The sequence below is a fragment of the Vibrio sp. V38_P2S17PM301 genome (assembly GCF_009904845.1).
GTDB classification, from domain to species: domain Bacteria; phylum Pseudomonadota; class Gammaproteobacteria; order Enterobacterales; family Vibrionaceae; genus Vibrio; species Vibrio proteolyticus.
This window is the reverse complement of sequence record NZ_WXWO01000052.1, coordinates 38,510-51,235: the sequence shown is the minus strand read 5'-3', so window position 1 is coordinate 51,235 and position 12,726 is coordinate 38,510. Positions and strand designations below refer to the sequence as shown.

Here is a 12,726-nt window from a genome sequence, read left to right as displayed (position 1 = left end):
CATTCTCGATTTTCAACGTCTCCTAATTAAACATGATAAGAAAACCATTGCCAGTTTTATTAGCCCTGCTCATGCCTTGTCTGGCGCAGGCTAATGATGTCGAGTTATCGGTCACCGGACTGAAAGGAGAACTGGAAGATAATGTGGAGGCTTATCTGTCATCCATTCCCGCTTCCGAGTATTCCGTCAGCCTGAGATTTCAGTCGCGTCTAGAAGAAAGCATCACCCAGGCTCTCAATGCGCTCGGCTATTACCATCCGACGTTTAAGTTTGAGGTGATCGAGGATGGCAGTGACACCAAACTGGTCGTCAACGTGGCAAAGGGGCCGTCGGTCAAGATCAAGGAAGTGGACATTCTCGTCAGCGGTGAAGCAGAAAAAGATCGCGCGTTTCGTCGTCTGATCCGACAAAGTGGCATCAAAGAAGGTAAGCGGCTCAAGCATAATCAATACGACAGTCTCAAATCCGGTATGACCAACCTTGCGTTGCAGCGGGGCTATTTTGATGGTGAGTTCACGCTCAGCCGTCTCGAAGTGGTACCGGAACTGAATGAAGCCATGATCCGTCTCCATTATGACAGTGGCATTCGTTACCATTTTGGTGAAACCTCTGTATCGGGCAGCCAGATCGACGATGATCGAGTCCGTTCGATCCAACCGTATACACAAGGTGACCCGTATCTGGTCAGTCAGGTGGGGGAATACAATCAGAATTTGTCCAATACCGACTGGTTTTCATCGGTGTTTGTGGAGCCTGATCTGAGCTATCTGGGCAAGTCCCGGGAATTGCCGGTCAAAGTGTCTCTGGCACCGCAGGCGCGCAATAAGATTGAAACCGGTATCGGCTATTCCACCGACGTTGGCGTGCGCGGTACGCTGAAATGGAAAAAGCCTTGGGTGAACGCTAAGGGACACAGTTTTGACAGCAGCTTTTCGCTTTCGCAGCCGGAACAGACCATTACCGCCAGCTATCAGATACCGCTCGATGATGTACTCAACGACTACTACCGGATTGCTTATGGGATGAAGCATGTTGATAAGCGTGACACTAAAAGTATCGAGTCCAATCTGGCGGTGGAACGGCACTGGTTGTTAGAGAGCGGCTGGCATCGCACCGCTTACGTACGTTATTTGATTGAGAACTACGAACAGGGGCTCCAGGATGACGCGGCGCAATTTGTGCTGCCGGGCATTTCCTATTCACGCACCCGTACCCGCGGTGGTCCGATGCCTTACACCGGACAACGGGTCAACCTGACGCTGGAAGTCGGCAGCAACGACATGTTGTCGGAAACCGATGTGCTGCGTGTAATGGGCGGCGCAGGTTGGATCCACAGCATGGGCCGAAACCATCGTGCCATTTTCCGCCTCGACGGCGGTGCCAACATTACCGACGAACTGGACAAGTTGTCGCCTTCTCTGCGTTTCTTCGCCGGTGGTGACAACAGCATCCGGGGTTACGGCTATGAATCGATTTCGCCGCGTGACAGCAGCGGCTCGTTGACCGGTGCCAAATACATTGCCACCAGTTCACTTGAGTATCAGTATCGCCTGACCGGCAAATGGTGGGGGGCGCTGTTTTACGACATCGGTGATGCCTTTAACGACACACCGGACTGGCACCGCGGCACCGGAGTCGGTATTCGCTGGGGGTCTCCGGTGGGGCCGATCCGACTCGATTTTGCCTGGGGGCTGGATGCCAATCCGGGTGATGAGTTCCGTATTCACTTCTCGCTGGGGCCAGAGCTATGATTCATCACGCGATTCGCTGGACCAAGTGGATTACGCTGGCATTCCTGCTGCTGTGTTTTACCTTGGTGGTTTTACTGGCTACCCTGCTTTATACCCAGCCCGGCCTGAATATGATGGTATGGGGGGCGCAGAAAGCGCTGCCACAGCTACAGGTCGAAGACGCCGAAGGTGCCTTGCTGCCCGGATTTACCCTCAGTGGTGTCCGCTATCAGGATGAGAGCCTTTTCATTGATATGCAGGCGCGCAGCATCAGTCTCGGACTGCATCCCAACTGTTTCCTTGAGCCTTCAGTGTGCATCACCAAGCTGGCCATCGACGGACTGGATTTTTCCATGCCGCAGTTGCCAGCGGAAGATCCGAATGCCCCGCCTGCTCCCGACTCTGAGCCGGTCACGTCCATTTCTTCTCCGATCCCGATCCTGCTTGGCAATTTGTCACTCAGTGATATCAAACTGGATATTCTCGGCAACAAGGTTCGCTGGCAACGATTCACTACGGCGGCATCATTTAAAGGCGACGTGCTGAAACTCAGTCCGACCACGCTGGAAGACATCGTGGTGGCTTTAGCGCCACCGGCCGAACCGGATGCTGAGCCGGCGCCATCGCCAACTGCGGCAACGGAGCCGGCACCTATCGTGTTACCTGAAGTCTGGATCCCGCTGACGGTCGATGTGGCTGGTATTGATGTGCGCCGTTTTACGCTCCAGCAGGAAACGCCGTTGGTGGTCAATCACCTTGGCCTCAAAGCGTTTGCTAAAGGGTATCAGGTGCGGGTGGATAAACTGGCGCTGGATATGCCGCAGATCAAAGCCGATCTCAAGACTCAGGTTGAATTACGTCAAGGCTACCCGTTGACACTGGACGCTACAGCTCTGGTCAGAGAGGAGCCGGCCAATGGTCAGGAATTGGCCTTATCGGTGGGCGGCAGCGTAAAAAATCTGACCGTGCACGCCGAGCTCGGGGGTGTGGTCGAGAGCCAGGTTGAAGCCAAACTGCAACCACTGGAGCCAACGTTGCCGTTTGATGTCCTGATTGATCAGACCAAAGCGCAGTGGCCGCTGACGGGCAAGGGGGATTACTTTGTTGATCTTAAAAAGCTGAGTGCATCCGGCTCGTTAGAAGGGTATCAGGTTGCACTGGCGGCCAGCGCGCAGGGGAAAGACGTCCCGGATACCGAGGTTAGCCTGGAGGGGAAAGGAGACATCAAACAGATTGAACTGACGTCGCTGAACATCAATACCCTCGGTGGCGATATCAGTGGTAATGCTTTCGCTAACTGGGACGCGCCGATCAACTGGCGCGCGGCGATCAAGCTGGCCAACATTCAGCCGGGCCTGCAGTGGCCAGAGGCGGAAGGTAACATCAGTGGTGAACTGAAAACCAGTGGCTCGCTGAGCGACCAAGGAGGTTGGCAGGTCGATTTGCCGATGTTTGATATTGACGGTGTACTGCGTGACTACCCGCTCAATTTTGAGGGCAGTCTGACCGCATCGGATAAAGCCGCCAATGGCGATATCCGCCTGTCGACACCGGGCATAGTGCTATCGCATGGCCCGAACCGGGTGACGGCGGAAGGCGAGTTGAACAAGCAGTGGCAGATGAATCTGGCGATTGATTTCCCACAACTGGCGAAATCGGTGCCGGATCTGGCGGGCCGTGTGCAGGGTAATGTTGCACTGCGCGGTAAGCTGGCCGAGCCGGACGTTAACCTGTTGCTCAACGTCAACGACGTGAAGTGGAAAGACGAGGCCACACTGAAAACCCTGCGTTTGCAAGGTGACGTAACGCCGTTGCCTCAGGTCAAAGCCAACGTCACGCTGACTGCGCAAGATGCCACGTATCAGGACAACCGCCTTGACAGTCTGGCGCTGGCGGTTACCGGCGGTCAGGCCAGTCACAACCTGACGTTGGATCTGGCTTCTAATCTGGCCTCCGTCAGTCTGGCGCTGAATGGCAGTCTTAAGGAGAAGCCAGTGATGGATTGGCGTGGCCAACTGGAGCGAGCTGAGATCACATCCCAGCAGGGGACCTGGAATCTGGCGAAACCGACCGGACTGGGATACAACCTCGACAAGCAATTGGCAGCGGTCAGTGCCCATTGTTGGCTGCAAGGCGATGCGTCATTGTGTCTCGACAAAGACATTCAGGTAGGGGAACAAGGTGAGGCGCAGCTGAGCCTGAAACAGTTCCGCTTTAGTCAGTTGACAGCCTTCATTCCAGATGACACGCAGCTGCAAGGGGAAGTCAACGCGAATGTGTGGGCGAAATGGGCGCCGAATAAGCCGCCACAAGCCAAAGTGACGGTCGAAATGCCCAAAGGCCAGGTGGCGCAAAAGCTCGATGCGCCACTGGTGTTTGGCTGGGACAGTGTGCTGCTGACCGCCAATGTCGCCAACGATCAACTCGATGCCCAGTGGCGTTTCGATGTGACCGACAACGGTGATGTGTCGGGCCAGATCAGCATTCCAAAACTGAGCAGTGAGCAGCGGGAGATGAACGGGAATCTCAAGCTGAGTACCTTCAATCTCGACTTCCTGGCCCCTGTTGTGGGTGAGTACAGCCAAGTTCAGTCGAATATTGAAACCGATCTGACCTTCAGTGGGCCAATGCTGGAACCTAAAGTCTATGGTGAAATGCTGGTCAGAGACATCATGGTGGCGGGCGATATTTCGCCTGTGGAAGTGCAGTCTGGTCAGGTGGTCACGCAATTCAACGGTGATACCGCCACGCTTAACGCTTCGATCAATACTCCGGATGGGGAACTGAAAGCGACCGGTGATGCCAACTGGCGCGATCTCAGCGCCTGGGACGTCAATCTGCGTGTGTTCGCCGATGAACTGAAAGTGGATTTGCCGCCGATGGTGAAAGTCAAAGTGGTGCCGGATATGACCATATCGGTGACACCGGAGTTGGTCAAAGTGAGCGGGAATATCGGCCTGCCTTGGGGACGTATCGAAGTCAAAGACCTGCCGCCGAGTGCGGTCAGTGTGTCGAAAGATCAGGTGCTGCTCAATAAAGAGCTGCAGCCGCTCAACGGCGATGAAGGCGTGCCGTTTAAGCTGGAAACCAACGTGACCATTAATATCGGCGATGATTTCCGTCTGTCGGCATTTGGTCTGCAAGGGAACCTGGTGGGTGACCTTAAGGTGACACAACAGGAAAAAGGCACCTATATTGTGGGTGAGGTGAACATTCGAGACGGTAAGTATCGCTCGTTTGGGCAGGAACTGATCATTCAGGAAGGTAAAATTCTGATGAATGGTCCGGTGGACCAGCCGTATGTGGCGATCACGGCGGTGCGTGACCCGGACAATACGCAGGACGACGTGACCGCCGGGGTGAAAGTGACTGGCCCGGCCGATCAGCCAACCATCACGATTTTCTCTGATCCGGCGATGCCGCAAGCCAACGCTCTGTCTTACCTGCTACGCGGTCAGGACATTGGCGCGGAATCGGACGGAAACGCCATGTACACGGCGTTGATCGGACTGAGTCTGGCGAAAAGTGGTAAAGTCGTGGGTGAGATTGGTGAGGCGTTTGGGGTGCAGGATCTGCAATTGGATACCCAAGGCTCCGGTGACGATTCACAGGTCACTGTCAGCGGCTATATTCTGCCTGGTTTACAGGTGAAGTACGGTGTCGGTATCTTTGATTCGGTGGGGGAATTTACCGTCCGTTATCGCTTGATGAAAGATCTCTACCTCGAAGCGGTCAGCGGCATCGACAGCGCGGTGGATTTGTTGTACCAGTTTGAGTTTGATTAAGGAGTGGTTATGCAGCATCTGGTTTTTGTCTATGGCACCCTGCGTCAGGGGCAGCGTCATCATGATTTTCTGGCCGACAGCCAGCTGCTAGGCAGTCACGAAACCTTGCCGGAATTTGCCTTGTATGATCTCGGCAGCTATCCGGCGCTGATCAACGGACATCAGTCGATTCAGGGAGAAGTGTATCTGATCGACGACGCTACTTTGCAACGGCTTGATATTCTCGAAGATGTGCCAGTGGAGTACCGGCGTGAAACTCTCACCACGCCTTTTGGCGAAGCGTGGATTTATCTCTACCAGGGCAGCGGCCAGCTCGATGAGCTGGTGGACTCCGGTGACTGGTGTCAGCGGGTATAAAAAAAGAGCCAGCAACAGCTGGCTCTTTTTTATGCGTATCGGGCAATTATTTCTGCGCGCGCTCGTAAGATTCTAGGATCTCTTTGCGTGCCGATTCTACGTCTTCCCAACCGTCAACTTTGACCCATTTCCCGGATTCCAGCTCTTTGTAACGCTCAAAGAAGTGAGTAATTTGTGCTTTCAGCAGCTCTGGCAGGTCATTCACGTCTTGAATGTGGTCATACTCTTTTGACAGCTTGCTGTGCGGCACTGCGACGACTTTCGCGTCTTCACCTGACTCATCCGTCATTTTCAGTACGCCAACCGGACGACAACGGATAACTGAGCCTGGCATCAGTGGGTGCGGAGTCGGAACCAGTACGTCTACCGGATCGCCGTCCAGCGACAGAGTGTGGTTCACGTAACCGTAGTTACATGGGTAGAACATAGGCGCAGACATGAAACGGTCTACGAATACCGCACCGGAGTCTTTATCGACTTCGTATTTGATCGGATCAGCGTTTGCAGGGATTTCGATTACCACGTACAGATCATCTGGCAGAGATTTACCTGCAGGAACGTTGTTGAGGCTCATTGTAGTTTCCTTTTCAAGTATCGGGCTGACAGGCCCTGTATTTTAGACAGGCTAACTTTAGCGAGAAACCGCCAGCGCGTAAATAATCAGACGCGAATTAACGCCCAAATGAAAACGCCAGCAGACGCTGGCGTTGTCGATTCGCGGAATTAATGTTCTTCCGGGTAGGTGGCGAGGAACTCTTCGACCTTAGAGACCATGTTTTTTGAACCGACAAAGAACGGTACACGTTGGTGCAACTCGGTCGGTTTGATGTCGAGAATGCGCATCTTACCGTCGGAGGCTGTGCCGCCCGCCTGTTCAATCAGGTACGCCATCGGATTGCACTCATACAGCAGACGCAGTTTGCCGTTCGGGTGACTTTGGGTGCTTGGGTAGAGGTAGATGCCGCCTTTGAGCAGGTTGCGGTGGAAATCTGCCACCAGTGAGCCAATGTAGCGTGACGTGTAGGGACGACCATCTTCCGGGACGTTCTCCTGGCAGTATTTAATGTACTTCTTCACGCCCATCGGGAAACGAATGTAGTTGCCTTCGTTGATCGAGTAGATCTTCCCGTCCTGCGGAATCATCATGTTTTCATGGGACAACAGGAAAGTGCCCAGCGACGGATCGTAAGTAAACCCATTGACGCCATTTCCGGTGGTGTACACCAGCATGGTAGACGAGCCGTAAATCACGTAGCCAGCGGCAACCTGTTTGTGGCCAGGCTGAAGAAAATCTTCTTCGGTTGGCGGCGTGCCGACAGGGGATACTCGGCGGTAGATAGAGAAAATGGTACCGACAGATACGTTGACGTCGATGTTTGAGGAGCCGTCGAGTGGATCCATCAGAACCACGTACTTGGCGTTTTTGTTCAGCTCTTTGCTGAACGCGACCGCTTCGTCTTCTTCTTCACTGGCAACGCCACACACTTGGTCGCGGGCTTCCAGAGCGGCTTTGAATTTCTCGTTGGCAAAAACGTCCAGTTTCTGCTGCTCTTCGCCCTGGATATTGTCCGTGCCAACGGCACCAACGATATCAACCAGACCGGCTTTATTGATCTCTCTGTTTACGATCTTCGCAGCAATACGAATAGAGGACAAAAGAGAGGAAAGTTCACCGCTAGCGTGGGGGAAATCATGTTGTTTCTCAACGATGAATTCGCCAAGGGTGCGCATTTCAGACATGTTGTATCCTTAACTTTCTCAGGGAATCGGGGGAAAACGATGCAGTTTCCTGCCTCTTGGTGGGCACTGTGTTCAAGGGACTGCATGCAAGGCTAATTTTATGTGCTAGATCTTATTAATGGTAATGAAGTAACTGACTGAGATCTCAATTCATTTGTCGACTTTCATGTTTTTGCAAACTCGTGCGCAGAGGCGAGCATATTCAGGCCACTTGAGTATAATGGGGGTTCTTTGACAACCCGATGGACAGGTTAGGTTTATGCACATTCATATCTTAGGGATCTGCGGCACGTTTATGGGCGGGGCTGCAATCCTGGCCCGACAACTGGGGCACAAAGTCACCGGCTCGGATGCGAACGTTTATCCGCCGATGAGCACGCTGCTGGAATCTCAGGGGATTGAAATTATTGAAGGTTTTGATCCGTCACAGCTGGAGCCTAAACCTGATCTGGTGGTGATTGGCAATGCCATGAGTCGCGGCAATCCGTGCGTGGAACATGTACTTAACACCAATTTACGTTACACCTCCGGGCCACAATGGCTGCAGGAGTTTCTGTTGCACGATCGCTGGGTACTGGCGGTGTCGGGTACACATGGCAAAACCACCACGTCCAGTATGCTGGCGTGGATCCTCGAAGCCTGCGGTTATGAGCCCGGATTTCTGGTCGGCGGCGTGCTCGGTAACTTCGGTGTTTCCGCGCGGCTGGGCAACAGCATGTTTTTTGTCGTCGAAGCGGACGAATACGACAGCGCTTTTTTCGATAAGCGTTCAAAGTTCGTGCATTACCACCCACGCACTTTGGTCATGAACAATCTTGAGTTCGATCATGCGGATATTTTCGATGATCTAGAGGCGATCAAGCGACAATTCCATCACTTAGTGCGGACGGTTCCGGGCAACGGCCGGATCCTGGCACCAGCGGGCGATCAGGCGCTGGCGGACGTGCTGGCGCGTGGCTGCTGGAGCGAAAGCGAGTTCAGCGGTGCGCAGAGCGACTGGCGCGCGCACAAGCGGGTGGCGGATGGATCCGAATTCGATGTCTATTTTCAGGGTGAGCTGGCTGGCACGGTGCGCTGGTCACTGGTTGGCGATCACAACGTTGATAACGCGCTGATGGCGATCGCCGCTGCGCGTCACGTCGGGGTGACTCCGCCGCTGGCGTGTGAAGCTTTGGGTCGGTTCATTAACACTAAGCGTCGTCTGGAGTTAAAAGGCGAAGTTGGCGGCATCACGGTGTACGACGATTTTGCCCACCATCCGACCGCCATTGAGCTGACGCTCGGTGGTCTGCGTAACAAGGTGGGCGGGCAGCGCATTCTGGCGGTTCTTGAGCCGCGTTCTGCGACGATGAAAAAAGGGGTGCACAAAGCAACGCTTGCGGCCTCATTGCATCAGGCAGACAGCGTGTTCCTGTTTCAGCCGGACAACATTGCCTGGTCGGTACAAGAGGTGGCGGACGAGTGTCAGCAACCGACGTATGTGGGAGAGAACATTGATGCCTTTGTCGCACAGATCGTCGCTCAGGCCCGACCAGGGGATCAGATCCTGGTGATGAGCAACGGCGGATTTGAGGGGATCCATACCAAGTTGCTCTCAGCCCTGACAGCAAAGAGTGAGCAAGCATGAATCAAGGTCATCCTAAAGCAATTACGCTGGCGTGGACCGGCGCTTCCGGTGCGCCATACGGTCTACGTTTGCTGGAGTGCCTGTTGGCCGCGGACTATCAGGTCTATCTGCTGATCTCGTCGGCCGCGCGTGTGGTGCTGGCCACTGAACACGGCCTGAAACTGCCCAGCGGGCCGGAGGCTGCGAAGCAGGCATTGGTGGCACACCTCAATTGCGATCCGGACAAGCTGAGTGTGTGCGGTAAGGAAGATTGGTTCTCTCCGGTGGCGTCCGGCTCAGCCGCACCGAAACAGATGGTGGTTTGCCCGTGCTCGGCGGGCAGTGTCGCTGCGATCGCTCATGGTATGTCGGACAATCTGATTGAACGGGCGGCTGATGTGGTGATGAAAGAGCGAGGCCAATTGCTGTTGGTGGTACGTGAGACGCCTTTTTCGACGCTGCATCTGGAAAATATGCACAAACTGTCGCAGATGGGCGTGACGATCATGCCGGCCGCGCCTGGTTTCTATCATCAGCCGGAGACAATTGAGGATCTGGTCGACTTTATGGTCGCCCGCATTCTCGATCACCTCGGCGTTGAACAGGGACTAGTGCCGCGCTGGGGGTACGATCAGCGGAATGAGAACTGAGTCAGTAGCGTTTCGTTCCAATAGCCTTTACAATTCCAGTCACTCAACGGGGAGCGAAGTATTCACAGTGTGAATGCCAGCTGAGATCGAACGTTTTCGGGACCCGCACGATAAGGTCAGCCAAGCGAGGCCGGCCTTATGATTACCTGATCCAGATAATGCTGGCGTAGGAATTGAGTCAGGAGCACCGTATTTTTATCTTATTCTCCTTCCTCAACCCTGTGCCGCTCGAACAAGGAGAGCGAGCAGTGAACACCTCTTTCAGCGCCGTGGCGCTAACCACATTGTCGACCATCGTTGGCACTTTGACCGCCAGCCCGGCTTGGGCGGCCGATAAAACGCTTACCGTATACACCTATGATTCGTTCGCGGCTGACTGGGGCCCGGGGCCGAAAATCGAGAAAGCGTTTGAAGCGCAGTGTGGTTGTGACGTCAATTTTGTTGCTCTGGATGACGGCGTGTCGATTCTCAACCGTCTGCGTCTGGAGGGAAAAAACAGTAAGGCGGATGTGGTACTGGGCCTGGACAACAATCTGATGGCCGAAGCGCGTCAGACTGGACTACTGACCACACATCAGGTGGATACGTCGGCGGTCCTGCTACCAGGTGGCTGGCACGACGACACATTTGTGCCGTACGACTACGGCTACTTTGCGTTTGTTTACAACAAGCAGACGTTATCCAACCCGCCCAAAAGCCTCAAAGAGCTGGTCGAGCAGCGTGATGATTTGAAAGTGATTTATCAGGATCCGCGTACCTCGACGCCCGGCCAGGGGTTGTTACTGTGGATGAAGTCGGTGTACGGGGATAACACCAGCAAGGCCTGGCAGCAGCTGGCCGGCAAAACCGTGACCGTGACCAAAGGCTGGTCGGAGGCGTATTCCATGTTCCTCGAAGGGGAATCAGATTTAGTACTGTCGTACACCACATCGCCAGCGTATCACCAAATTGCTGAACAGAATGACAAATACGTCGCGGCGGCCTTTAGTGAAGGGCATTACACTCAGGTGGAAGTGGCGGCGAAAGTCAAAAACAGCCCGCAGCCTGAACTGGCGGATGCGTTTATGCAATTTATCCTCAGCAAGGATTTTCAGACGGTGATCCCGACCGGAAATTGGATGTATCCGGTGACGGATGTGGCGTTGCCAAAAGCGTTTGATTCATTGGTGGTGCCGACCGAGTCACTGAGTTTTTCGCCAGAGGAAGTGGCGAAGATGCGCAAAACATGGATTCGTGAGTGGCAAAGCGCACTGACATTTTAAGGGCGGCGTTTGAATTCAGTTCCTAAAATCGGTCTCGGGGTCGCGGTGATCATCGCGGCCTTTGTTATTTCCGCATTTGCTGCGCTGCTGGCCGCGGCGCCTTCTCTGGATATCACTGCGGTATGGGGTGACCCTTACTATCGCTATGTCACCCGTTTTAGTTTTTATCAGGCCTTGTTGTCGACATTGTTGAGTGTCGGTCTGGCGATTCCGGTGGCGCATGCGTTGTCGCGTCGCCAGTTTTTCGCCAAAGCGTTGTTGTTGAAGCTGTTTGCCACCACGCTGGTGTTGCCCGTATTGGTGGGCGTGTTTGGCCTGCTGGCGATTTATGGTAACAGTGGTCTGTTGGCAAAGGGGTTGAGTGTACTTGATGCTCAGTTGCCGTTTTCCATTTATGGTCTGAACGGCATTTTGCTGGCTCATGTGTTTTTTAATCTGCCTTACGCCAGCCGGTTATTGTTGCAGGCGCTGGATGGAATTCCGGAAGAGCAGCACAAACTGTGTGCGCATCTGGGGATGGGATCCTGGCACAAATTCAAATGGGTTGAGTGGCCGCGGCTGAGGCAACAACTGCCGCACGTGTGCGGATTGGTGTTCATGCTGTGCTTTACCAGCTTCGCCACGGTGATGGCGCTGGGAGGTGGACCAAAATCGACCACCATTGAACTCGCCATTTATCAGGCCATCAAATTCGACTTTGATTTGCAGGCCGGAGCCTTGTTGGCACTGTGGCAGATGCTGCTTTGCGGGGCGCTGGCGTTGGCGATTCAACGCTTGACTAAGCCACTGCCTGTCACGCCTGGTAGCCTCAGTCCGCAGCGCTTTCAGTTTAAGGACAGCCGGTGGTCAAAAGCCTGGGATAGCTTTTGGATCATGGCTGTTCTGGTGCTGGTGTTGCCGCCACTGGTTATGGTGGTGCTGAGCGGGTTTAACGCGCAGGCGGGGTTGGTGCTGGCGGATCATAAGTTCTGGTCTGCCTTGTGGGCGTCCCTGCGTGTGGCGTTGCTCGCCAGTGTGTTCGCACTCAGCGCGGGAGTATTGATCCTGCTGACCAGTCGGGCCTGGCGACTCCATTCCCGCCATCGCCGTGCCGATCAGCTGGAACTGGTTGGCACCATCATTCTGGTGACGCCGGGGCTGGTGATCAGCACTGGGCTGTTTTTGTTGCTCCGGGCGCTGACCGATGTGTTCAGCATGGCGATGCTGGTGGTGGTTTCGGTGAACGGCCTGATGGCCCTGCCGTATGTGATTAAAACGCTGTCACAGCCTATGTTGCATCTGGCGCAGCAGTACCAGTTATTGTGTGCCAGCTTAGGAATGCGTGGTTGGCAGCGACTGCGCATCGTTGAGTGGCGCGCTTTGCGTCGTCCGATCGCGCACGCTTTTGCGATCAGCTTTATGTTGTCAATGGGTGACTTAAGCGCGATTGCGTTGTTTGGCAGCCAGGAGTTCCGCACGCTGCCGCTGTATTTATTCCAGTTGCTCGGCAGCTACCAAATGGAAGCGGCAGCGGTGGTCTCGTTGACGCTGCTGTTGCTCAGCGTTGGTTGTTTTACTGTGATTGAAGCTCTGTTTAAAGCCCGTCAGTGAGGTGTG

At 54.4% G+C, this 12,726-nt stretch carries 9 protein-coding genes; 7 read left to right on the top strand and 2 right to left on the bottom strand.

What is annotated here, in order from left to right:
• The first annotated feature begins 32 nt into the window (after positions 1–32).
• The 3 genes from tamA to CAG64_RS11340 are packed head-to-tail and all read left to right on the top strand — an operon-like array spanning position 33 to position 5,872.
• Positions 33–1,751: an autotransporter assembly complex protein TamA gene (tamA, locus tag CAG64_RS11350; protein ID WP_040902308.1), complete on the top strand. Its 1,719-nt coding sequence runs from the start codon at positions 33–35 to the stop codon at positions 1,749–1,751.
• The gene (tamB, locus tag CAG64_RS11345; protein WP_161448718.1) at positions 1,748–5,515 is read left to right on the top strand and encodes an autotransporter assembly complex protein TamB; all 3,768 of its coding nucleotides are present in this window, start codon (positions 1,748–1,750) and stop codon (positions 5,513–5,515) included. The genes tamA and tamB overlap by 4 nt, the downstream gene beginning before the upstream one ends.
• A gap of 9 nt (positions 5,516–5,524) precedes the next feature.
• On the top strand, positions 5,525–5,872 hold the full coding sequence (locus CAG64_RS11340; protein ID WP_021704438.1) for a gamma-glutamylcyclotransferase family protein: 348 nt from the start codon (positions 5,525–5,527) through the stop codon (positions 5,870–5,872).
• 46 nt (positions 5,873–5,918) lie between these two features.
• Here the strand turns inward: CAG64_RS11340 and ppa are convergent, their stop codons facing one another.
• Both ppa and fbp read right to left on the bottom strand, forming a co-directional pair.
• A complete protein-coding gene (ppa, locus tag CAG64_RS11335; RefSeq protein ID WP_021704437.1) occupies positions 5,919–6,446 on the bottom strand; it encodes an inorganic diphosphatase in 528 nt (175 codons plus the stop codon).
• Positions 6,447–6,595: 149 nt separating this feature from the next.
• The gene (fbp, locus tag CAG64_RS11330) at positions 6,596–7,612 is read right to left on the bottom strand and encodes a class 1 fructose-bisphosphatase (RefSeq protein WP_021704436.1); all 1,017 of its coding nucleotides are present in this window, start codon (positions 7,610–7,612) and stop codon (positions 6,596–6,598) included.
• A gap of 259 nt (positions 7,613–7,871) precedes the next feature.
• On the opposite strand from fbp, the gene mpl reads away from it, so the two are divergent.
• The 4 genes from mpl (at position 7,872) to thiP (ending at position 12,720) form a co-directional block, all read left to right on the top strand.
• On the top strand, positions 7,872–9,239 hold the full coding sequence (mpl, locus tag CAG64_RS11325; protein ID WP_161448716.1) for a UDP-N-acetylmuramate:L-alanyl-gamma-D-glutamyl-meso-diaminopimelate ligase: 1,368 nt from the start codon (positions 7,872–7,874) through the stop codon (positions 9,237–9,239).
• A complete protein-coding gene (locus tag CAG64_RS11320) occupies positions 9,236–9,868 on the top strand; it encodes a flavin prenyltransferase UbiX (protein ID WP_161448714.1) in 633 nt (210 codons plus the stop codon). Before mpl ends, CAG64_RS11320 begins: the two co-directional genes overlap by 4 nt.
• A gap of 269 nt (positions 9,869–10,137) precedes the next feature.
• The gene (thiB, locus tag CAG64_RS11315) at positions 10,138–11,130 is read left to right on the top strand and encodes a thiamine ABC transporter substrate binding subunit (RefSeq protein WP_443084059.1); all 993 of its coding nucleotides are present in this window, start codon (positions 10,138–10,140) and stop codon (positions 11,128–11,130) included.
• A gap of 9 nt (positions 11,131–11,139) precedes the next feature.
• Positions 11,140–12,720 carry a thiamine/thiamine pyrophosphate ABC transporter permease ThiP gene (thiP, locus tag CAG64_RS11310; RefSeq protein ID WP_161448710.1) on the top strand — a complete coding sequence of 527 codons (1,581 nt, stop codon included), beginning with the start codon at positions 11,140–11,142 and terminating at the stop codon, positions 12,718–12,720.
• Positions 12,721–12,726 lie beyond the last annotated feature (6 nt).